The organism is Serratia sp. JSRIV001, from assembly GCF_019968745.1.
In the GTDB taxonomy this organism is placed as follows: Bacteria; Pseudomonadota; Gammaproteobacteria; order Enterobacterales; family Enterobacteriaceae; genus Chania; species Chania fonticola_B.
Window position 1 is genome coordinate 1536345 of record NZ_CP074147.1, and the last position, 20797, is coordinate 1557141.

Here is a 20797-nt window from a genome sequence, read left to right on the forward strand (position 1 = left end):
CGTTATTTTTTTATTGGCAGTAGTGGTCGCGATAACTCAGTATTGCTTTCTCGAAACAGGCAAACGGTGGATGGACAATCCCGGCACCGATCATGCCAATCCCCGCATCTTTATGGGCAATGGCGGTGTTGATCACCGGCAGGATGCCGCTGCTGCCGACCTTGGTAATATCGATCGCCGTTGGGATCCCCATAAACGACAGCAGGGGAATGGTGACGTTGGGGTTTTCGCCCAAGGTGATTTCACGCATCTGGCGCGAGAAATCGATCGCTTCATCCACCGTGCCCCCTACCAGTGCAACGATGGCTGGGGCGGTCGCCATGGCAAAACCGCCAATGCCGTAGGTTTCGGTGATGGCGCTGTCGCCGATATCCAACCCCGAGTCTTCAGGTTTATAGCCTGCAAACATCGGGCCGATAACCTGCTGTGCCGGGCCGGTAAACCACTGGCCCGGTAGCCCGCTGATGCGCAAACCAAACTCAACGCCGTTGCGCGCCATGGTGGTGACCACGGTGCTGTATTCAATGCCGTGTGCCGCATCCATCGCCGCTTTGCACATCGCCATCCAGGTTGGGCCGGAGAAGTAATCGCTGCTGGCGACAAAGTCGAAGACCTCGCGCTGCTGCTCAACCGGGTAGCCCGCCTGGATAATCCACGGCGTCAGCGCCTGGATCAGCAGCGTGGTGCCCGCATTGTTGCGGTTGTGACACTCGTCGCCCATATGCAGCGCCTGCGCCAGCATCAGCCGCAGGTCGATCTCACCGGCCAGCTTCATGGCATCGCGCAGCATCGGTCCTTGCACATCGCGCATCCAGTTCAGGCGGTCGATCACGCTCTGGTCATTGGCTCCCATGCGCAGGATCTTCGCCATCTGCTCGCTCATATTGGTATAAGCGCGGTTGCCGTAGGTTTTGTTTTCTACGATATGCATGAACATCGATGCAGACGTCACACCCGCCATCGAACCGACACAGTCATGCTCATGGCACGGCGAGAAGATGATTTCGCCAGAAGCTGCCAATTCTGCTGCTTCGTCGAGGTTGGCTGCGAGTCCTTCAAACACCAACGCACCGGTGACCGCGCCTTTCATCCCACCACACATCTTCTGCCAGGTGATCGGCGGGCCTGCATGTAAAATAGTGTTGCGCGTCATACCTGGGACGACGTTGATCGCCTGGTCATAACCTACCAGCACCGGATGCGACTGAATAATGCGTTCCAGCGCCAGTTTGTTGGCGGCAGCCACTTTCTCGGCAAGGCTTGGGGAGGCAATCTGATCGAGCGCCTCAACCACCGCCATATTGCCCTGGCCTGGCGGAGTCCAATCGAGCTGGGTTACTGGCACATGCTGTTTTTTCAGGTCATCACTGAACATGGCGATACCGACGTTAATAACGTTCAGCGGTTGGTTAAATAATGAGTGGCTCATCAGGCTTTCCCTCCTTTACAGACAAATTCACGCGCCAGCAATCCGGTATTGGTGCTGCTGCTAGCCCAGATCACGCCCGCATCGGTGAGCATCTGGCACTGCTGCTGTAGCGACGGCGTATCGAGATCGGTACCTAGCACATAGCCGAGGATCTCCAACGGTCGGCCCTCGCTGGCCGCAATCGCCTTAGCCTCTTTGATCGCCTCGATCATTACGCCCACCGGATCTTCGTGAGATCCAAAGCCAAGCACGAAGTCCATCACGATCACGCCGACTTCGGGATCGCGCGCTTCCTGCAACAGACGTTGGATGCGGTTGGTTGGGTCGATCATCGGGTGCGGTTTGCCATTGGTGAAGTCGTCATCGCCAAAGTCGAGGAAGGTGTGTGCCACGCTGCGGTTGAGGTCTTGCAGGCGCATGGCCGGGTCAGGTTGAATATTGCTGTAGACGTCGTCGTATTTTTCCAGTGCGGCAAACATCGCTTCGTCGCACAGGGTGCCGCCACAGAACAGACCGCGAATGTATTTTTGCTGCGGTGTCAGTTTGGCACGCACTTCTTCAATCAGCGGCCAGTTCAGTGGATGCAGGTCGAGAGACTCTTCTTTGATGCCGGTAAGCAGCACGGCCTTTAACGCTGCCTGCTTGGTTGCACGCGCAAACTGCAATCCTGGCTCATCGGCTGGTGGCTCATTGCGCCCAAGGAAGCAAACCACTACGGGTTTACGGCAGGCACGGGCACGTTCGAGCACGGTGTGTGCCACGGCTGGGGCAGGGGGCTTGGAGACTAGTACAATCACTTCTGTATCGTTGTCGTTCTCTAGCATCGCTATCGCATCCAGCATCATCCGGCCGCCAATCTTCTCACTCAGATCGCGCCCGCCGGTGCCAATCAGCTGCGAAATGCCGCCGCCAAACTCATGGATACGCACGCTCAGCTCCTGGCTACCGGTGCCGGATGCGCCGATAATACCGATGTTGCCACGGCGAACCGCGTTACCAAAGCACAAAGCGGTGCCATTAATGATGGCGGTGCCGCAGTCTGGCCCCATCATCAGCAGGCCTTTTTCATGCGCCAACTGTTTCAGCGCCAATTCATCCTCGATGGAGACGTTATCGGAGAACAGCATCACGTTGAGATCGTTTTCCAGCGCTTGACGGGCTTCACGTGCCGCGTACAACCCGTTTACCGAGATCACCGCGAGGTTGCTCTCCGGAATATGAGTTTTCGCACTGGCGAGAGTGGCATAGCGCGCTTCGTGGCGGCCACCTTTATCTTTGTGGGTGAACAAGGCTTCGATCGCCTGTAGGGTGGCCTCGTTAGCTTCATCGCTGGCCCCCTTAATCACGATCATCAGATCGCCGTTTTTGGCGGCTTCCAGCTCTGGGGTTAACAAGCCCAGGTTTTCCAGCACTCCTTTGTTCATCTCCGTGGCCATGGCCACAAACGCTTGTTCAACGCCTTCAAGTTTGTTCGCTTTGGTGGAAATAGACATCAGCGAAACAGAGTCAAACCAGGTGTTGTTTTTTACCACTATCCTGATGGACATATTTTTCTCCAAAATATGAGGTCAAGAGGCAGGCATCGGCCATGCCATACAGCATGTCGCAGCCCGAACTTGAACCAATCTGTTTAATCTTGTTAATGGTATCGATAATAAGGTGACGATCGTCGTGCACTAATTTTTCTAACAGGTGACTTATCACCTGTCGGTAACGCTGATTGATTGCCGCCTCTAATGTAATAGCGCTTAGCAACGTGGTTTTATGTTGTACTTTTTTCAGCACCGCCAGAAAAACCTCGCGATACTTTTGCGCTGGATGACCGGGCAGCAGTAATATAGAGCAAAGCCCAACCAGATAATCATCCCCAGAAGGCGTCAGGCCAATTCCAAAACCAATGAGAGAATGTAAGGCTTCGTAGGGATCTTCATTGTGCCGTATCGCCAGAAATAACGCATCACGATGCAGTTGTAATAATCTGGCCATTTCCCGATAAAATATATTCTCGCCACGGTAATTAAACAGCGAATTACCGGATGAAGCCTGTTGGTTAATGCATGCCCCCCATTGGTGCCAAGCAATAGATGCTCTGCTTGCTTCGGTTAAATACAGGTCAGGCTGTTGCCATGTCTGACAGTGGGAAAAATCAATCCAACTATGCTGACCTATTTCAATGCCACCCTGAGAAAACTCGACGCGATCTCCTGGGCTAAATATCTGGTCACAGTGCCTGAGCGCTATGCGGCAACTATTGGGGGCGTTATCGTACTCGTCGCTTAATAACGTGTAGAGCATGTTCTGCTCGGGAACGAACAGGTTTACCGCGCGAGAAAAAACCTGTTCGACCTGCCCACTTAGCCGCTGGCGGGGGAACGCCACCTCCGCCGATAACGCTGTAATGCACTGCCGCTGCGGCTGTGCGATGGCATTTCTCCTCTGTTAAGCGCCGGCGGCAACCAGCAGTTCAGCAATTTCGTGATAGCCTTTTTCACGGGCCAGCGTCAGGGGAGATTTACCATATTTGTCGGTCATATGCGGATTGGCACCGTGATCGAGCAGTAATTTGACAATCTCTTGCTGTTTCGCACCACCATCATTCAACACAATAGCTTCCAGCAGCGGCGTCCAACCGACAAAATTGGTGTGGTTGACGTTAATTTCGGTACGCGTCAATAATTCACGCACAATGTCGACGTGGCCTTTTTCACTGGCTGGGGTAATACCCACACCGCCAAAGCGTGTTAAGCGATCCAAATCCGGGTTGGCTGGCAATACCAGGCGTAGCAGCGTTAAGTCATTATTCAGGCAGCTCAGCAGGAAGGGGTTAAAACAGGTCTGATCCTGCTTATCAATATCGGCACCGGCAGCGATTAATAATTCCACGCAGTCGTAATGTTTATTCAGGCTGGCCAGCGTAATTGCGGTGCGGCCTTGGCGGTTGGTGGCATTGATATCTGCCCCTTTACTCAGGCAGCTTTTCAGCGCGTCGCTGTCGCCCTGTTCCGCCGCAAAAAGAAATTCTGTGATTAGCGCTTTATCAGACATATTCTAGCTCCCTATTTTTCCAGTGGGCTTTGGATGCTTTCATTGCTACTGAGAATAGCAACAGATGCTGGATAAAAACATCCGCTTAAGAATCATTCATCGCAAAGGGTGTAATTATTGAAAGTAATTCAACAATAAAGGCAAACTGTGCGTCGGCGCAATCTTTCTCTTATGTTTTACGCCTTTTGTCGCGGCAAACGTCTCTGCGGGCAATAGGCTGTCACCTCCCGCCACATCAGGCTCCAAACTAATAATCAGAAGTGTGATTGTCTTCAAATCAGTTGTAATGGCAGTGTTAAATTTTGTTCAATACTGGTTGCGTGTCATAGGATTTACAAATACATTCAACAATGCGCCCAGGGGGGAGGAGGAGTCATGAATTCTATTTTTACCGAAGAAAACCTATTGGCATTTACCACCACGGCGCGTTTTGGCAGCTTCAGCAAGGCGGCCAAAGAGCTGGATCTGACGACCTCGGCCATCAGCTATACCATCAAACGGATGGAAACCGGGCTGGACGTCGTGCTGTTTAACCGCAGCACGCGCAGCATCGAACTCACCGAGTCCGGTTTTTACTTCTACCGTAAAGCGACCGACCTGCTCAACGACTTCCATGCCATCAAGCGCGGTATTGATACTATCTCTCAGGGCATAGAGGCGCGTGTGCGCATCTGTATCAATCAGTTGCTCTATACCCCACGGCATACCGCTCGGTTGTTACAGGTGCTGAAGAAGCAATTCCCCACCTGCCATATCACGGTGACCACCGAGGTATACAACGGCGTCTGGGATTCCATCATCAACAACCAGGCCAATATCGCCATTGGCGCACCGGATACGTTACTGGACGGCGGCGGCATTGATTACACCGAAATCGGCGCCATCCGTTGGGTGTTCGCCATTGCGCCCGATCATCCCTTGGCGTTTATGCCAGAGCCGATCTCCGAGAGCCAGCTACGGCTTTATCCCAACATCATGGTGGAAGACACTGCGCATACCATCAACAAGAAGGTGGGCTGGTTGCTGCACGGGCAGGAAGCAATCCTGGTGCCGGACTTTAACACCAAGTGCCAATGCCAGATTTTAGGGGAGGGGATTGGATTCCTGCCGGAATATATGGCGCGTGAGCCGGTAGCGGAAGGGCTATTGGCGACCCGCGCCATTCATAACCCACGGCAGGATTCCAGCATGTTGCTGGCGACACAGCATGCGGCAACCGGGCAGGTGACCCAGTGGATCAAAAAGCAGTTTGCTCCGGGTGGGGTGCTGACTGGGATTTATGGGGATTTGCTTTATCGGGAGTGATGTGGGTATCAACCAAGAGCCATAGTGAATGTTTCCCTTGCCCCCAGTAACCTGCGAGAGCAAGGGCGGTCAGAGACTTAAAGTGAAATAGTCAGTTCACCGAGTTTGCTCACCAATTTCATGTTCTCACTGTAATCCACCGGGCAGGCAATAACAGACACGCCACTCTCACTGAAGGCTTTGTTCAACGTTGGCAATAACTCCTCTGCGCTATTAATAAGGTAACCGTTGGCACCAAAGCTTTGCGCATACTTCACGAAATCAGGGTTACCAAAGTCGACGGTGTCGTGCGCGCCTTCTTCGATATCCATCTTCCACTTAATCAGGCCGTAGCTGCCGTCCACCCAAACCAGTACCACCAACGGGATGTTTTCACGTACCGCGGTCTCAATTTCCTGTGAGTTCATCATAAAGCTGCCATCACCCATTACCGCTAGCACTTTACGTTCGGGATAGGCCAGTTTGGCACCCAGCGCACCTGGCAGAGAGAAGGCCATAGTGGACAGGCCGTTTGACGTTAGACAGGTCAGCGGCTGATAGGTCGGATAGAGGCGTGACATCCACATTTTGATTGCGCCAGTGTCGGCTAACACAATGTCGTTATCATCCATCGCGTTGCGGATATCGGCGACAATACGTTGTGGTTTCAGGGGGAAATCGCAACTTTTTTGGCCTTTATCCAGCTCTTCCAGACGCAGTTTGCGAATGTTGGATGTACTCGGCACGGTATGCAGTGGAGCGTTACCCAGCTCGGCGGTCAGCGCCGCGATTGCCTGTGCGATATCGGATTCAATACTGACATCGACACGATAATGTTCGTCCGTATCGGCGCTGAACGTATTGATATGAATGATTTTTTTATCTGCATGCGGATTCATCCGCTCTGGCGCAAACTCTTGTAATTCATAGCCAATGGCCAGGATGACATCGGCCTTATCGAACGCAAAGTTCTCATAGTCGTGACGCATAAAGCCCATCACGCCCAACGCATGCGGGCTCTTGTCGCTGATAACGCCTTTGCCCATAAAGGTGGTGGCAACCGGAACCTGGTAGCGCGTTGCTAAGGCGGTGAGTGCATCAGAACTCTTGGTTCTGGCCACGCCATGGCCAGCCAAAATCACCGGGTAACGCGCATTACGCAGTAGTTCAGCGGCTTGTTGGATCTGCTCTGGTGCGGGATAGGTATTAACCGCGTTCCCCGGTTGAATTGGGGTGAGTGCCGCTGGCATGGGCATCGCTTCAATGTCCTGCGGGATGGCGAGATAAGTGGCCCCTGGACGTTCTTGCTGAGCAAGACTGAATGCCTTGCGCACCATTTCTGGCACCGCAGCTGGCGTCAGGATGGTATCCGCCCACTTGGTGATGGGTTTAAACATGGCGACCAGATCGACGATCTGGTGTGATTCTTTATAAATACGGTTCAGGCCCACCTGTGCAGAAATGGCGACCAGAGGGCTGGAGTCTGTTTGTGCATCGGCTACGCCCAGCAGCAGATTGATGGCACCTGGGCCAAGCGTTGCAGTACATACGCCCGCTTTCCCGGTTAAGCGGCCATAGATATCAGCCATAAAGGAGGCACCCTGCTCATGACGTACCAGAATAAAGCGAATTTTTTCAGACGCAGTGATGGCGCGCACTAACTTAATATTTTCTTCACCGGGAATACCGAAGACATACTCAACGCCTTCGGCTTCAAGGCAGGAAACAATAAACTCGGCGACGTTCTGCTGGTCATTCAACATGGTAAGACTCCTGATTAATTAACGGCAATTTAAATGTATTGGTATTTATTGATAATTGAGCGCTCAATGAAGGTAATACAAGAATCCGCCCATGGTGAGGATGGATAAAAGCGTACTGAAAAAGAGTGTCGAAGCCATCTCTTGTTCTGCTGTTTTGTATTGCACAGCCAGTATTACGCAGATAGATGCCGTTGGGATCGCAATGCTAATGACTGAAAGGCTTAACGTAGTGGTATCAACTTTAAATAATAATGCCACCCCTAGCACTGCTAACGGGAGTAGGATATTTTTTGCCAAAATGGCCATTGCAATCGTACGATTGAACGCCACGTGGAAGGAATATAGAATGATACCCGAAGCGAAAAGGGCCACTCCGCCGGTTGCTCCACCGAGAAGCTGTAAAGACGAACGGATTTGCGCTGGAATATGCAGATCGCACAGCAATAAAATCAGCGCCAAAATAGGAGCCCACACGACGGGTTCTTTTAAGGTATGAATAAGGCTGTCTTTGAACGTTGTTTTAGTGCCATCGGCATTACCGGACGAAAGAATCAGTATCGTTACCGGTACCTGGAACAGGTTCATGATGATACTACATAGTGCGATAGGGATAGTGCTGAGATCGCCGAACAAATGTCCCAGCACTGGCACACCGACGAAAGGTACTGCAGGGCCGCTAATCGCCAGTGCCAACAGTGCAGCGATCTTACTCGGTTGGCGGAAAACATGACGCGCAAGTTGATAGATGACAACATATCCCCCCACCATACCAATCAATATCACGATCGCCATGCTCCCTTGCTCTAGTAACACGGAGCGTGTGAGTCCCATCATCCCGGCGAACAATGTCAATGGTAGTGCATAGAGCATTACCATGCGATTGAGGATCGTGCCCTGCTTGGCGTCAAAGTCGTGATGCCAACCGGCTAAAAAACCCAGCATAAGCGTCACGACAATTGGCAGTAGCGCGGCAATAATTGTTTCAGTCACTAAACCCTCTCTGTTATCTCTAATGAATAAATAAAGTCGTTATCAATATTTTCGGGTGGGAGAATATAGCGTTGTGCCGCAGCGGGAGATATCGGTTCGTTCATATTGTGCTGTAGGCGGGAGCCTTCACGTGTAGGAATTGTATGACATTAATTTCCGATTGCTCTGTTGTTGGTGTTAAGTCAATTGCTCTATTGTTGTTACACATTCGGTCGGTTAATTATATTTCAATTTCTTATACCCCAGTTGCGTTTTGGGGTTTGAATGATGATGCTCAGTACAAACATGGTGATACCGTCAATTTTCATGAGGTTGATGTCGCGGTGACGCCAAAGATTATTGCCGAGTGAAAACAGTCTCCAAAGACCAAGCTTGTTGAGTTGAAAGATAAAATGAAAGATTTCCTTAAAAATCATTTTTAAACTTATCATAATCTCTGATAAGTAAAGGTCGAGACTGTAGACATTAATCAGTTGACCTGACTACAAGGGGCACAGCAGTATGCTGTGCCCGTAAAGTGAGCCATAGGTTAACTTGAGGCGGATAGGTTCGTCTCTACAAATTCAGTAATATTGCCGCATTTTCAGGACTGTTAGAAACTATATAAAACACCGGCCACGGCATTGATACTATAATCACGGTCGGTCATCGGGCTATCTTTCACCGTGTTGCTCATCTGCTCATTAAATCCCATCAGGAACAGCTGCCAGTCGTTATTAATGGCATAATAGCTGGCGAGAGAAATGTAAGATGTGACGCCACTTTTCGCCCGGTATTGTGGCATCCCGCTGCGCTGTGATTCCCCTTCGTTGATACCAAAATAGTAATTATTGAAGGCGCGGTTTTGCCAGCGCATGCCGAAACCGGGTACCAGCTGCAATTTGCCAAACTGGAAGCGATACTGATAGCCGACATCGGCAATCACCCCATCGCTATAGCCTAGCACGTCGGTAGCAATATCAGCGTTGAGGCTCCCCCAATCGGCATGATACTGATAACCGATGCCTGCCATGGCGGTCGCTCGCCGCTTGTCCAGCGTCTTCATCGCCGGATCGTCGCTATCCGCAGGCTTAAAGCTTAGCGGGGAGTAGTTAACTGCCAAATGCAGATTGTGCTTTTCTGAACGCAATAGATTAATGCCGATCCCTTGGCTATTAATAAAAAACTGCTCTCCTTGATAAGTCACAATCGGTAGCGGTATATATTGTGCGTCATAGTTGCGATAGGGTAACTGTTCTGCCAGAACGGCAGCGCCTACCGACCAGTCGCCAGCATAGGCATTGCCCGTTAATAATATGGCCGCCAGCGATAGGGCATTAACTGAGAAAAGTGGCTTACGAACAGATATAATATTATATTCCATCATGATAGATATTCCAGATTTAGGTCAAAAGGTTGCCATCAGCCGCTAATAAGCTGACAACTGAAATTTAATTCTTTTTAAGGTGTTAATGACGTAATGTTACTTACTCTTTAAAAAATAGCTCTTGTTCAATGGCAATAAGTAAAGTGGCTATCAACAATAATAGGGCCGTCCAGATACATTTGGTCAGCGGTGCAACCTGCATAAGCTCTGCCGCCATCACCAGGGTAAAGTGAAATAAAATGGCTGCCGGAATGCTACGCTGACAACGATAGTAGAACCAATTGGCCAGCACGGCGGCAGGAAACATGCTGATAAAAAAGTTGGTAACGTATATTCCCCCGGCCTGCCATAGTTGATGCTGATAGGTGTCTGCAATAAAGAATAAGGGTAAATGCCAGAGTGCCCATAGCCCAAAAAATATCAACGAGGTGGGCAACAGCATTGGCCAACGGCTCCTCAGGCTATCGACGCCATAACCGCGCCAGCCTAGTTCCTCCAGCATCGAGGCGATCAGTGCCAGCGGTAGCATGGGCAGAAAGCCGCTGGAAAAAGCAAACTGGGTGGTATCCAAACCTAGCCGCACTGACAGCCAAATGGCCGTCAGTAACGGCAGCAGAATTAATCCCAATAGGGTTAGCGTGCGGCCCAGCGTTATCCCTGCCAAAGAAAATACTCTGCTGCGAATATCCCTCCACAACCGCCGGTCTTGGGCCGTCCATATCATCACCCCTGTTGCCAGGGCTGGGCCAAGTAATCCCAGCAGAGCCACGAAGAGCGTCGACTGCTGCCTATCCGGCGAATGGCTCAGATAGGCTGCTATGGCCCACGGTAACCATGAAAACGCAAAAACCAGACCAAAAAAGCGTAGCGGAGAATAACGGATCACCGGGATCATAGCTTATTCCCCTCCTTGGATACTGGCTCCTAATACGGCGGCAAAAGACCCGGCAACGGCACCGAAGGCGCGCTCAATCAGCAACAACATGGCCTGCATACGTGCGGCTTGCTCTTCTGGCGTCCAGCTAAACATCTGGTGGCCGAACAGGAACAGCGAACCGGCGAGAATGAACTGCACTGTCGATAGCGGATCATCAACCTGAAAAACGCCTTCCTGGTTTCCTTGCTCCACCACTGCTGCCAGGATCGGCCCAAATGCCAACACCGTTTCAATATTGCTGCGCTCATGCAATGCGCGGTTCTCTGGGCGGTGTAAGTCCTCAACCAAAGCCTGCCCGGCTTCTACGGTTTGATTCTGCGAGGCTATGATGGCGCAGAACTTTTCAATCGCCCCCAGTTGCGGATCGTCAGCAATGATTTGTGAGCGGGTAACCATCTCGGCACACAGTTGCTGTGCCAGCGCTGCCAGGACTTCATCTTTGGATTTGAAATAGTAATAAAACGTCCCCTTGGCGATACCTGCGCTGCGGACGATGGAATCAACAGAGGTCGACTCATAACCGATTTCCTGAAACAGCTCGCTTGCCGCCTGCAAAATTTCAGCCCGGCGCACCTCTGGTGTTTTCACTGTACGTACCATATTAAATCCCTCTTTTTTGTATGGAGTAGCGCTACGGTAGTAATTGACTGACGGTCAGTCAATTAAAAAATGCGGTTTTTTTGCACGCGATGGCCAGGGGCAACATGCCGCAGATTCTGACTACCGATCCGAACTCGTCCCTCTCCTTTTTTGGGGGGGGGGGGAGGAGTAACATCGAGTACGTGTCATCATTTTGTTTCCCCATCCAACCCCTTATCTTTCAATAACTCATTAGAGTTAGTTCGAGTTTGCGCTGCCTCGCAAAATTCAATCAACAACTGAACAACCTGCCGGAACTTGACCAAAGACAACATTTTTTGTGTGGTCTATGGTATCCCTACGCACGGTGTAATGGCGAAAATCTGTTCTAACAAGAACTTAACGACTAATAAAAGCACTGCTCTCAAGCAGGCAAAATGGATGGGATGCTTATGAATAAGGTAAGCAAGTTATTGATGCTATTTCTGGCAGGGATGTACGCGGTTTTTCTCTCTTTCTCGGTACAGGCAGAGGCGACACCTGCCGCCACACCGCAGAAGGTTGAAGCCAAGAATGAAACCTTCTCTGCACCTCACCCTGACCAATATAAGTCCTGGCAGGCGACCTCCGAGCAGTCAGATCGGGTAGATGCTTTGGCTGGCGACCCGCGCCTGGTTATTCTCTGGGCCGGGTACCCGTTTGCCAAGGATTACAACAAACCACGTGGTCACGCCTATGCCATCACGGATATTCGTGAATCCTTGCGTACCGGTGCACCGAAAACGGCAGAAGATGGGCCGTTGCCAATGGCCTGCTGGAGCTGCAAAAGCCCGGACGTTGCCAGGGTGATCGCCGAACAGGGCGAAGCGGCCTACTTCCACGGTAAATGGGCGCGTGGCGGGCCGGAAATCGTCAATAACCTCGGCTGTGCGGATTGCCACAATACCGCTTCCGCTGATTTTGCCGCTGGTAAACCTGCGCTACACCTTTCCCGCCCTTACGCGGCTCGTGCCATGGAAACGATAGGTAAGCCGTTTGACAAGGCAGGCCGCTTCGATCAGCAATCGATGGTGTGTGGGCAGTGCCATGTTGAGTATTACTTTGATGGTAAAGACAAAGCGGTGAAATTCCCTTGGGACAAGGGCACCACGGTCGATGACATGGAAGTGTATTACGACAATATCGAATTCTCCGATTGGACCAACCCGCTGTCCAAGACGCCAATGCTAAAAGCCCAACATCCAGAATATGAAACCTGGAGCGCGGGTATTCATGGCAAGAACAACGTCACCTGTATCGACTGCCATATGCCGAAAGTGCAAAACGCCCAAGGCAAGATCTATACCGATCACAAAATTGGCAACCCGTTCGATAACTTCGAACAAACCTGCAAGAACTGCCACACCCAGGATAAAGCCAGCATGCAGGCGGTGGTCGAAAAACGTAAGCAGGATATCAACGAGATCAAGCTGAAGGTAGAAGACCAACTGGTTCACGCGCACTTTGAAGCGAAAGCGGCCTGGGATGCCGGAGCGACCGAAGCCGAGATGAAGCCTATCTTGACCCATATCCGTCATGCACAGTGGCGTTGGGACTTTGCCATCGCTTCCCACGGTATTCAAATGCATGCGCCAGAAGTGGCATTGCGCATTTTGGGCACCGCGCTCGATCAGGCGGCGCAGGCTCGTACTCAGTTGATCCGTCTGTTAGCGACCAAGGGCATCACCACCGAAGTCAAGCTGCCGGACATCTCCACCAAGGAAAAGGCACAGTTGGCGCTGGGTATGGACATGCCGCAGCTGAACGCCGAAAAGCAGGAATTCCTCAAGACGGTGGTACCGCAGTGGGAAGAACAGGCACGTAAAACCGGGCTGTTAGGCAAATAACCCCTCCGCCCCGTGTGTGGGGCGTAAACAAATGGAGTCAATATGAGCGTACTGCGTTCGTTATTAACTACCGGGGTGCTTGCCTGTAGCCTTTGGCTGACAGTATTACCGGTATCGGCCCAGACCGACAGCCCCGCGGTTCAACAGCAATCGGCGGAAGTCACCTTGCAACGTAATCCGGATGAGGCCTGCCTGCGCTGCCACAAGCCGCAACAGAATGCGATGCACGGTAAACATGCGGGAGCCATTAACCCGAATAACAAATTGCCGCTGACCTGCACCAACTGTCACGGCTCACCTTCGCTGCATCACCGTGAGGGCGTGAAGGATGTGATGCGTTTCAACGAGCCCATGTTCGGCGTGGAACAGCAAAACAGCGTTTGCATGTCCTGTCATTTGCCAGAGACGTTGCAAAAAGCCTTCTGGCCACATGATGTGCATTTGGCCAAGGTGAGCTGCGCCAGCTGCCATACGTTGCACCCGCAGCAAGATAAGGTACAAGGCCTGAGCGACAAGGGGCGGATCAAGCTCTGCGTGGACTGCCACCGTCAACAACAGGATGATCCCGCGTTTAATCCAGCGTCCGTAAGGCTGGATAAGGGGCAGCCATGAGCTGCTCACGGCGCCGTTTTATCGTAGGCATTGGCGTGTTGGCGGCTGGCTCGACCCTGACGGAAAAGCTGTTGGCGCGCACCATGAACGTCAATGGCATCCGTTACGGCATGATCCACGATGAATCGCGTTGCATCGGCTGTACCGCCTGTATCGATGCCTGCCGCGAAGTCAATCAGGTGCCGGTGGGCGTTTCACGCCTGGAGATCGTTCGTAGCGAACCGATAGGCCAATTTCCGGACGTGAAGTACCGGTTTTTCCGCCATTCGTGCCAGCATTGCGATGACGCTCCCTGTGTGCATGTCTGCCCAACGGGTGCCTCGTTTATCGATGCCGCCAGCGGCATTGTCGACGTCAACCCGGATCTCTGTGTCGGTTGCCAATACTGCATCGCTGCGTGCCCTTACCGGGTACGCTTTATTCATCCGGTGAGCAAAACGGCGGATAAATGCGATTTTTGCCGCAAGACCAACCTGCGTCAGGGCAAGCAGCCAGCCTGTGTATTGTCGTGCCCCACCAAGGCATTAACCTTTGGCAATCTCGACGATCCGCACAGTGATATTTCGCGTCTGTTGCAGCAAAAGACCACTTATCGCTACAAGATAGCGTTAGGGACACGGCCAAAAATGTATCGCGTGCCGTTTAAATATGGGGAGACAAGTCAATGACTTCTGCCTTTCATTTTGACTCTCTGGTCTGGGACTGGCCCATTGCGATTTACCTGTTCCTGATCGGCATCTCCGCCGGTCTGGTCACCCTGGCTATTCTGTTGCGCCGCTATCATCCAGAGGAGGGGGCCTCTAACAGCCGGGTAATGTTGACCACGCTGTTTGTCGCGCCAACCTCGGTCATGCTTGGGCTGGTGATCCTGATTTTCCACCTGACCCGTCCGTGGACCTTCTGGAAACTGATGTTCCACTATAGCTTCACCTCGGTGATGTCGATGGGGGTGATGCTGTTCCAGGTCTACATGGTGGTGTTGGTGGTCTGGCTGGCGCTGATTTTCCGTGACGAGGTGGCGGCGCTACAACAGCGTTGGTTGCCAAAGTTGGCGGTGATCCCGCGCCTGCTGCAGCGCTTGCTGCCGTTGTTGCGGCCAATAGAAACGGTGATGCTGGTGTTGGCGGTGCTGTTGGGGGCTTATACCGGCTTCCTGCTTTCGGCGCTGAAGTCCTACCCGATGCTGAATAACCCGTTGTTACCGGTGTTGTTCCTGTTCTCGGGCGTTTCGTCCGGGATCGCGGTGGCACTGCTGGTGGCGGCCTTCGGCCCTAAAGGTCATCTGCACAGCCGGGAAGTGCATTTCCTGCATCGCCTGGAGACGCCGGTGGTGTGGCTGGAGATCTTCCTGCTGGCGGCGTTCTTCATCGGCCTGTGGCTGGGGGATGACGGCAAACTCCGTGCCTTGTCGGCCGCGCTTGGCGGTGGGTTCTGGTCCTGGTGGTTCTGGTTGGGCGTCGTCGGCTGTGGGCTGATTATGCCATTGCTGCTGAAGGCCTTGGGCTGGGGGAAAGCGCATTTCCATATCCTGTTGATCAGCGGCGCCAGCCTGTGTGGTGTGCTGTTGCTGCGTTATTTCATTCTGTATGCCGGGCAGATGACGGTTGCCTGAAGGCATGTTGTAGCAGAATAAGGCGGTAGATGTGTTGTGGTTACCCGAGCTGGGATTTATTGCGTTATTGCTGGCCTGCACGGCGTCGCTGCTGCTGGCTGGCATCACGCTGTTGACGTTGATGGATCGCCGTTGGGGTGGGCTGTTGCCAGCGCGTGGCTGGAGCCTGAGCATTTTTGTGTTAATCGCACTGTCTTTCGCCATTCTGCTACAGCTGTTTTTGAGTAATGACTTCTCGGTCATGTACGTAGCCCAACATGGTCACAGCCAGTTGCCACCGTTGATGAAGGCCGGGGCGCTGTGGGGTGGGCACGAAGGCTCGCTGCTGCTCTGGCTGCTGTGCCTGGCTGGTTGGTCTGCCTGTTTTACCTTGTTCAGCCCCAAATCACTATGCTCACTACAGCCGCTCACGCTGGCCATTCTGGCGCTGATCGTCGGCTGTTTTCTGCTTTTCATCCTGTTCTTTTCCGATCCTTTCGTTCGGCTCTTTCCCGCCGCGCTTCAAGGGCGCGATCTGAACCCGATGCTGCAACATATCGGCCTGATCCTGCACCCTCCGCTGCTCTATTTGGGCTATGCCGGGTTTGCCACCTGTAGTGCTCTGATGCTGGCTGCTTTGCTGCAAGGGGAGTTTAGCGCCGAGATTGCCGGGCAGTGCCTGCGCTGGGCCAAACCGGCATGGTGTTTCCTTACCGCCGGGATCATTTTGGGGTCCTGGTGGGCTTACAGCGAACTGGGCTGGGGCGGCTGGTGGTTCTGGGATCCGGTGGAGAATGCTTCACTGCTCCCTTGGCTGACCGCGACCGCTTTGTTACACAGTTTAGCGGTCGGCCAGCGTACTGGAGGATTGCTGCATTGGTCGCTATTGCTGACGTTGGGCACCTTTGTTCTCAGCCTGTTGGGCACCCTGATTGTGCGTTCTGGCATTCTGGTTTCAGTACACGCCTTTGCGCTGGATGAGCAGCGCGCCTTGCCGCTGTTTATCCTGTTTGCCTTTCTTAGCGGGTCGTCATTTTTAATCTATGCGTTACGCGCCAACCGGGGGAAAACCGTTACGTTCCCGGTGAAACCTGCGTTGCTCGGCGCGCTGTTGCTTCTCAGCTCCGCCGCCCTGATCGTGCTGGTGGGTACTTTGTACCCGATGCTCTATCGGATGATGGGATGGGGGCAGATCTCGGTCGGCGCGCCTTATTTCAATCTGGTGCTGCTGCCGTTTGGGCTGCTGGGTTTGGTGTTGATGTGTTACGGCGGATTTAGGCGGCGGCGCTATGCCCAGTGGATCGCTCACGCCGGAGTGCTGCTGACGGCGTTAGGCATCGCCAGTTCGGCGCTGCAACGCCATGAAATCAGCCTGAACGTCACCGTGGGTGAGACGGTCAGCCTGGCGGGATACCAATTTACGCTGCGTTCGGTAGATCTACTGGCTCAGGCTAATTTCACCAGTGAACAGGCGGTGATTGAGGTTACCCAGCAAGGCAAGCCCGTGGCTCAGTTGACGCCTGAAAGGCGGTTTTATACCGCCCGCCGCCAACAGATGTTTGAGCCCGGCATCGACTGGAACGCTTTCCATGACTGGTACGTGGTGATGGGTGAAAAAAGCGGCGAGCAGCGTTACGCCATGCGTTTTTATGTACAGACCGGCATCCGTTGGATCTGGTGGGGAGGGGCGCTGATGATGATTGGCGTGTTGGCTACCGGTTGCCAAAGGAGGCAAGCATGCGCTGGTTAATCGCTCTGCTGTTGTGGGGGAGCATCACGTTGCCGCTGGCGGCCCAGATCGTCGATACCTGGGCATTCACCTCGCCGGAAATGCAGGAGCGGGCGCTGGCAGTGGCAGGCCAGATCCGTTGCCCGCAATGCCAGAATCAGAGCCTGCTGGAGTCCAATGCCCCTGCGGCGGTCGCCATGCGCCATGAGGTGTTCGCCATGACCGAACAAGGCAAAACGCAGGCGGAAATCATGAATTTTATGACGGCACGCTACGGCAACTTTGTCCGCTACCAACCGGCTTTTGAGTCCTCTACGTTGTTACTTTGGGGGCTGCCACCGCTGATGTTGGGGGCGATCGGGCTGGTGTTATGGCGGCGGAGGAAAGCGGAATGAAATCGCGCTCTTACCCTCTGCTGTTTATCGTGCTGGTGCTTGGCCTCACCGCGGGTTGGTATGTGGCCAGCGGCCGCCCGGCCACCGTGTTGGCCGAACAGCATATGCGCAGCTTGCCTGTCCAACCGCTCACGCCTCAGCAGCAGGCCGAAAGCGAGTTACAGCAGTTACAGCAACAGATCGAGCAGTCACCGCAAGACAGCGTGTTGTGGGCGCAGCTGGCAGAATATTATCTGTTTAACGATAATTTTGCCGATGCGCAGGTTGCCTATCAGCGGGCTTTGGCTCTGCGGGGGGCGAATGCTGAACTGTACTCGGCGTTGGCAACGGTGCTTTATTACCAGGCGGGGCAGCGGATTACCCCACAGGTGGAGAGCAATATAGCAAAGGCCTTGGCACTGGATAAGGATGAGGTCTCGGCGCTGATGCTGCTGGCTGCCGATGCCTTTTTGCATACGGAATATGCCAAGGCGATAAACTTGTGGCAACGCCTGTTGGACAGCCAATCACCACGGGTTAATCGGCCACAGCTGATTGAGGCCATCAATATGGCCAAGCTGCTACTGCGCCAACAATAAATCACGCCATGCGGACGAAATTCACCAGTCTAGGCTCAGCAATGCGCTGATAATCCCCAGTGTTGAGGATCAGCGAACGCTCCAGCGTGCCAGCATTAAAGGCCAACTCGTCAAAGCGCTCAAACAGCAGCGGATCGGCCACCAGCAGCAAATCCGGGTGGAAGCTGAACGGCGGGATCGCGCCAAAGACGCAGTCGGTCAGTTGGTCGACTTCCACCGGGCTGGCCAGAGAGGCGCGAGTCCCGCCAACACCCTGTGCCAACGCGCCGAGATCGGCCTGTTGGTCGGCGGGCAGGATGGCCAGCACGTGCTGCTTGATGCCGTTGCCCTTGACGTGGCACACCAACGCTTTCGCCCCTTGCCCCAACTGGGTGCCGCGTATCTTGGCGACTTCTTCTGATTTCCCTGCCGTGGGATGCTCAACCACGCGATAGCGGGCTTGGTGTTGGTCAAGAAGGGAAGTTAAACGGCTAAAGGTTGCGGTAGACACGCCATGTTCTCCTGAGTGTTGATTATCCTGCCCTATCATAACGCGTTGTGACGGCGAAGAGATCAGCCAAATTATTGATTAAACAGCGGGCTATTTTTTTGTTTTGACGGATAATACGCAATTATGAAACGGGATTTTAATTTTTTGAAAGGAAAGGGGCGTGAAGACTAACCTGTCGTTGTTTACCCAGCCGAAGTTCGTCTGGCTGTGTGCGGCTTTCTGCTGTTTGCTGTGGGGCAGTGCCTACCCGGCGATTAAAAACGGTTATGACATTTTCCAGATTGCCACCGACGATCTCCCCGGCAAGATCGTTTTTGCCGGTTACCGCTTTGTGATTGCCGGGGCCTTGCTGCTGCTGTTTGCCATCTTGCAGGGTAAACCCATCGGCCGTTTGTCACGGCACCAGTATTCACAGTTGGTGGTGTTAGGGAGCACGCAAACGGCGCTGCAATACGTTTTCTTCTATATCGGTCTGGCTTACACCACTGGAGTAAAAGGATCGATCATGAACGCGACCGGCACCTTCTTTAGCGTGTTGCTGGCGCATTTCATTTATAAAAACGATCGTCTTAGCATGAATAAAATCGTCGGCTGCGTGGTGGGCTTTGCCGGGGTGATGGTGGTGAACTTCAACAGTCAACTGATGGACTTCAGCTTTAGCTGGCTGGGGGACGGTTTTGTGGTGATCGCCGCATTTATCCTTTCGGCCGCAACGCTGTATGGCAAGCGGATTTCGCAGACCGTCGATCCGACTATCATGACCGGCTGGCAACTGGCCATCGGCGGCGTGATGCTGACGGTAGGGGGATATCTGGCGGGGGGGCGGTTAGAGTTCCACGGTTGGGCATCGGTGGCGATCCTGAGCTACCTGGCGCTGCTGTCCTCGGTCGCTTTTGCGCTCTGGAGCCTGCTGCTGAAATATAACCGCGTGGGCATGATTGCGCCGTTCAACTTCCTGATCCCGGTTTCCGGCGCGGTGCTGTCGGCCATTTTCTTACAGGAAAGCATCATGGAATGGCGTTATGCCGTGGCGCTGGTGCTGGTGTGCTTTGGCATCTGGCGGGTCAACGTGGTGCGTAAGGAAAAGCGCGAAGCTGTCGCCTAGCAATCTCTCAAAGACCCGCCCCAAGTGGTGGGTTCTGAGACTGAAAGAAAAAAGGTCTGGATGCTGCTAAACCTCAGGTTGCTCTTCCACCAGGTCAATCATTTGTGCCAGCGCCGGGCTGCTGTTCTCTCTGTGCCACGCCATCAATAATTCGATCTGTGGTGCACTGGCCGGTAGCGGGCGGAAGACCACGTTCGATGACTGAAAATGGCTGACATAGCGCGGCACAATGGACAGGCCCAGTCCCATTCCCACCAGATTCATGGTGACCAGAATATTGGTTGCTGCCTGCACGATATTGGGCTTGCACCGGGCCTCGGCGAGATAGGCTGTCACCATCTGGTGTAACGCGCCGGAGTGGGCCGGATCGGTGCTGATAAAATTTTCGCCATCAAGATGGTGCGGTTCTAGCTGCGATTCTTGACTTAGTGGATGATCGATGGGCATCACCACTACCAAGGGCTCACGATAAACCACCCGATAGTTCAGTTGATTACTGATAATCGGGCGGCGCATAAAACCAACGTCAATCTCTCCTTTCAATAACTTATCTTCTTGCTGAGTGGTAATGATACTCACCAGTTCGATACTGGACGCCGGTAGCCTTAGGCGTAACTGGGGCAGAACGTCGGGCAGGATATTCACTTCCGCACAGGGTACAAAGCCAATGATCAGCCGAACCTGTTGCTCCATGGCCTTACGCGCCAGCTGTTTTGCCTGCTCTGACAATTCAAGAATATTGATCGCCTGATGTAAAAACACCTCTCCGGCGCGGGTTAGCGAAACCTGACGATTATTTCTTATTAATAATGGCGCGCCGACACAGCCCTCAAGATCTTTTATCTGGCTGCTCAATGAGGGCTGCGACGTATGTAGCCTCTCGGCGGCCCGGGTGAAATTGAGTTCTTCGGCTACCGCGACAAAATAACGTAAGTGTCTTAGCTCCATGCCTTTTTCTCCCATCATAGAAAAAATGTCTGGTACGGTCGTTTTTTACTATTTCACAAAATAGTAACTG

The 20797-nt window shown here is 53.1% G+C and carries 21 protein-coding genes; 10 read left to right on the top strand and 11 right to left on the bottom strand.

Features of this window, described 5'->3' with window-relative positions:
* Window positions 1–10: 10 nt before the first annotated feature.
* From KGP17_RS06895 to KGP17_RS06910, 4 genes are all read right to left on the bottom strand, one after another.
* A complete protein-coding gene (locus tag KGP17_RS06895) occupies window positions 11–1429 on the bottom strand; it encodes a DUF1116 domain-containing protein (protein WP_223499081.1) in 1419 nt (472 codons plus the stop codon).
* A complete protein-coding gene (fdrA, locus tag KGP17_RS06900; protein WP_223499082.1) occupies window positions 1429–2976 on the bottom strand; it encodes an acyl-CoA synthetase FdrA in 1548 nt (515 codons plus the stop codon). Before fdrA ends, KGP17_RS06895 begins: the two co-directional genes overlap by 1 nt.
* Entirely contained in the window at window positions 2936–3724 is a 789-nt protein-coding gene (locus KGP17_RS06905) for a DUF2877 domain-containing protein (RefSeq protein ID WP_371822120.1), read from the bottom strand. The genes fdrA and KGP17_RS06905 overlap by 41 nt, the downstream gene beginning before the upstream one ends.
* Window positions 3725–3868: 144 nt before the next feature.
* The gene (locus KGP17_RS06910; RefSeq protein ID WP_021805376.1) at window positions 3869–4474 is read right to left on the bottom strand and encodes an ankyrin repeat domain-containing protein; all 606 of its coding nucleotides are present in this window, start codon (window positions 4472–4474) and stop codon (window positions 3869–3871) included.
* Window positions 4475–4849: 375 nt separating this feature from the next.
* Here KGP17_RS06910 and KGP17_RS06915 point away from each other — a divergent pair, with 375 nt between their 5' ends.
* Window positions 4850–5779 carry a LysR substrate-binding domain-containing protein gene (locus KGP17_RS06915; RefSeq protein WP_021180041.1) on the top strand — a complete coding sequence of 310 codons (930 nt, stop codon included), beginning with the start codon at window positions 4850–4852 and terminating at the stop codon, window positions 5777–5779.
* Window positions 5780–5856: 77 nt separating this feature from the next.
* Here KGP17_RS06915 and KGP17_RS06920 read toward each other — a convergent pair whose 3' ends face one another.
* Together KGP17_RS06920 and KGP17_RS06925 are read right to left on the bottom strand one after the other, a co-directional pair.
* Entirely contained in the window at window positions 5857–7521 is a 1665-nt protein-coding gene (locus KGP17_RS06920) for an acetolactate synthase large subunit (RefSeq protein WP_094981144.1), read from the bottom strand.
* 63 nt (window positions 7522–7584) lie between these two features.
* Window positions 7585–8511 (bottom strand): AEC family transporter, encoded by a 927-nt coding sequence (locus tag KGP17_RS06925; RefSeq protein WP_166734408.1) that lies wholly within the window; start codon window positions 8509–8511, stop codon window positions 7585–7587.
* Between the two features lie 143 nt (window positions 8512–8654).
* Between KGP17_RS06925 and KGP17_RS06930 the strand changes: the two genes are divergently transcribed.
* Window positions 8655–8861 (top strand): hypothetical protein, encoded by a 207-nt coding sequence (locus tag KGP17_RS06930; RefSeq protein ID WP_141234325.1) that lies wholly within the window; start codon window positions 8655–8657, stop codon window positions 8859–8861.
* Between the two features lie 242 nt (window positions 8862–9103).
* Here KGP17_RS06930 and KGP17_RS06935 read toward each other — a convergent pair whose 3' ends face one another.
* From KGP17_RS06935 to KGP17_RS06945, 3 genes are all read right to left on the bottom strand, one after another.
* Window positions 9104–9877: a MipA/OmpV family protein gene (locus tag KGP17_RS06935; RefSeq protein WP_223499083.1), complete on the bottom strand. Its 774-nt coding sequence runs from the start codon at window positions 9875–9877 to the stop codon at window positions 9104–9106.
* A 100-nt stretch (window positions 9878–9977) separates the two neighbouring features.
* Window positions 9978–10772, bottom strand: coding sequence for a CPBP family intramembrane glutamic endopeptidase (locus tag KGP17_RS06940; RefSeq protein ID WP_223499084.1), 795 nt, complete (start codon window positions 10770–10772; stop codon window positions 9978–9980).
* A 3-nt stretch (window positions 10773–10775) separates the two neighbouring features.
* On the bottom strand, window positions 10776–11414 hold the full coding sequence (locus tag KGP17_RS06945) for a TetR/AcrR family transcriptional regulator (RefSeq protein ID WP_021805370.1): 639 nt from the start codon (window positions 11412–11414) through the stop codon (window positions 10776–10778).
* A gap of 455 nt (window positions 11415–11869) precedes the next feature.
* Here KGP17_RS06945 and nrfA point away from each other — a divergent pair, with 455 nt between their 5' ends.
* Genes nrfA through KGP17_RS06980 form a run of 7 tightly spaced genes read left to right on the top strand, consistent with a single transcriptional unit; the run spans window position 11870 to window position 18184 of the window.
* A complete protein-coding gene (gene nrfA, locus KGP17_RS06950; protein ID WP_314733033.1) occupies window positions 11870–13279 on the top strand; it encodes an ammonia-forming nitrite reductase cytochrome c552 subunit in 1410 nt (469 codons plus the stop codon).
* 42 nt (window positions 13280–13321) lie between these two features.
* Window positions 13322–13891, top strand: a complete 570-nt coding sequence (nrfB, locus tag KGP17_RS06955) for a cytochrome c nitrite reductase pentaheme subunit (protein ID WP_021180037.1) — start codon at window positions 13322–13324, stop codon at window positions 13889–13891.
* Window positions 13888–14559 carry a cytochrome c nitrite reductase Fe-S protein gene (nrfC, locus tag KGP17_RS06960; RefSeq protein WP_021805367.1) on the top strand — a complete coding sequence of 224 codons (672 nt, stop codon included), beginning with the start codon at window positions 13888–13890 and terminating at the stop codon, window positions 14557–14559. Before nrfB ends, nrfC begins: the two co-directional genes overlap by 4 nt.
* Entirely contained in the window at window positions 14556–15503 is a 948-nt protein-coding gene (nrfD, locus tag KGP17_RS06965) for a cytochrome c nitrite reductase subunit NrfD (protein ID WP_202670896.1), read from the top strand. Before nrfC ends, nrfD begins: the two co-directional genes overlap by 4 nt.
* A gap of 31 nt (window positions 15504–15534) precedes the next feature.
* Window positions 15535–17232 (top strand): heme lyase NrfEFG subunit NrfE, encoded by a 1698-nt coding sequence (gene nrfE, locus KGP17_RS06970; protein ID WP_223499085.1) that lies wholly within the window; start codon window positions 15535–15537, stop codon window positions 17230–17232.
* Window positions 17220–17606 (top strand): heme lyase NrfEFG subunit NrfF, encoded by a 387-nt coding sequence (gene nrfF, locus KGP17_RS06975; RefSeq protein ID WP_223499086.1) that lies wholly within the window; start codon window positions 17220–17222, stop codon window positions 17604–17606. Before nrfE ends, nrfF begins: the two co-directional genes overlap by 13 nt.
* On the top strand, window positions 17603–18184 hold the full coding sequence (locus KGP17_RS06980) for a hypothetical protein (protein WP_059200111.1): 582 nt from the start codon (window positions 17603–17605) through the stop codon (window positions 18182–18184). Before nrfF ends, KGP17_RS06980 begins: the two co-directional genes overlap by 4 nt.
* 1 nt (window position 18185) lies before the next feature.
* Here the strand turns inward: KGP17_RS06980 and KGP17_RS06985 are convergent, their stop codons facing one another.
* Window positions 18186–18674: a YbaK/prolyl-tRNA synthetase associated domain-containing protein gene (locus KGP17_RS06985; RefSeq protein WP_059200112.1), complete on the bottom strand. Its 489-nt coding sequence runs from the start codon at window positions 18672–18674 to the stop codon at window positions 18186–18188.
* 160 nt (window positions 18675–18834) lie between these two features.
* Between KGP17_RS06985 and KGP17_RS06990 the strand changes: the two genes are divergently transcribed.
* Window positions 18835–19779: a DMT family transporter gene (locus tag KGP17_RS06990; RefSeq protein WP_021805361.1), complete on the top strand. Its 945-nt coding sequence runs from the start codon at window positions 18835–18837 to the stop codon at window positions 19777–19779.
* Window positions 19780–19845: 66 nt separating this feature from the next.
* Here the strand turns inward: KGP17_RS06990 and hcaR are convergent, their stop codons facing one another.
* Window positions 19846–20727: a DNA-binding transcriptional regulator HcaR gene (gene hcaR, locus KGP17_RS06995; RefSeq protein ID WP_223499087.1), complete on the bottom strand. Its 882-nt coding sequence runs from the start codon at window positions 20725–20727 to the stop codon at window positions 19846–19848.
* Between the last annotated feature and the right edge of the window lie 70 nt (window positions 20728–20797).

Bases quoted from the DNA above. Each gene is read 5' to 3' on its own strand.
- KGP17_RS06895 (WP_223499081.1), bottom strand. From the start codon at position 1,429: ATGAGCCACTCATTATTTAACCAACCGCTGAACGTTATTAACGTCGGT.
- fdrA (WP_223499082.1), bottom strand. From the start codon at position 2,976: ATGTCCATCAGGATAGTGGTAAAAAACAACACCTGGTTTGACTCTGTT.
- KGP17_RS06905 (WP_371822120.1), bottom strand. From the start codon at position 3,724: ATGCTCTACACGTTATTAAGCGACGAGTACGATAACGCCCCCAATAGT.
- KGP17_RS06910 (WP_021805376.1), bottom strand. From the start codon at position 4,474: ATGTCTGATAAAGCGCTAATCACAGAATTTCTTTTTGCGGCGGAACAG.
- KGP17_RS06915 (WP_021180041.1), top strand. From the start codon at position 4,850: ATGAATTCTATTTTTACCGAAGAAAACCTATTGGCATTTACCACCACG.
- KGP17_RS06920 (WP_094981144.1), bottom strand. From the start codon at position 7,521: ATGTTGAATGACCAGCAGAACGTCGCCGAGTTTATTGTTTCCTGCCTT.
- KGP17_RS06930 (WP_141234325.1), top strand. From the start codon at position 8,655: ATGACATTAATTTCCGATTGCTCTGTTGTTGGTGTTAAGTCAATTGCT.
- KGP17_RS06935 (WP_223499083.1), bottom strand. From the start codon at position 9,877: ATGATGGAATATAATATTATATCTGTTCGTAAGCCACTTTTCTCAGTT.
- KGP17_RS06940 (WP_223499084.1), bottom strand. From the start codon at position 10,772: ATGATCCCGGTGATCCGTTATTCTCCGCTACGCTTTTTTGGTCTGGTT.
- KGP17_RS06945 (WP_021805370.1), bottom strand. From the start codon at position 11,414: ATGGTACGTACAGTGAAAACACCAGAGGTGCGCCGGGCTGAAATTTTG.
- nrfA (WP_314733033.1), top strand. From the start codon at position 11,870: ATGCTATTTCTGGCAGGGATGTACGCGGTTTTTCTCTCTTTCTCGGTA.
- nrfB (WP_021180037.1), top strand. From the start codon at position 13,322: ATGAGCGTACTGCGTTCGTTATTAACTACCGGGGTGCTTGCCTGTAGC.
- nrfC (WP_021805367.1), top strand. From the start codon at position 13,888: ATGAGCTGCTCACGGCGCCGTTTTATCGTAGGCATTGGCGTGTTGGCG.
- nrfD (WP_202670896.1), top strand. From the start codon at position 14,556: ATGACTTCTGCCTTTCATTTTGACTCTCTGGTCTGGGACTGGCCCATT.
- nrfF (WP_223499086.1), top strand. From the start codon at position 17,220: ATGCGCTGGTTAATCGCTCTGCTGTTGTGGGGGAGCATCACGTTGCCG.
- KGP17_RS06980 (WP_059200111.1), top strand. From the start codon at position 17,603: ATGAAATCGCGCTCTTACCCTCTGCTGTTTATCGTGCTGGTGCTTGGC.
- hcaR (WP_223499087.1), bottom strand. From the start codon at position 20,727: ATGGAGCTAAGACACTTACGTTATTTTGTCGCGGTAGCCGAAGAACTC.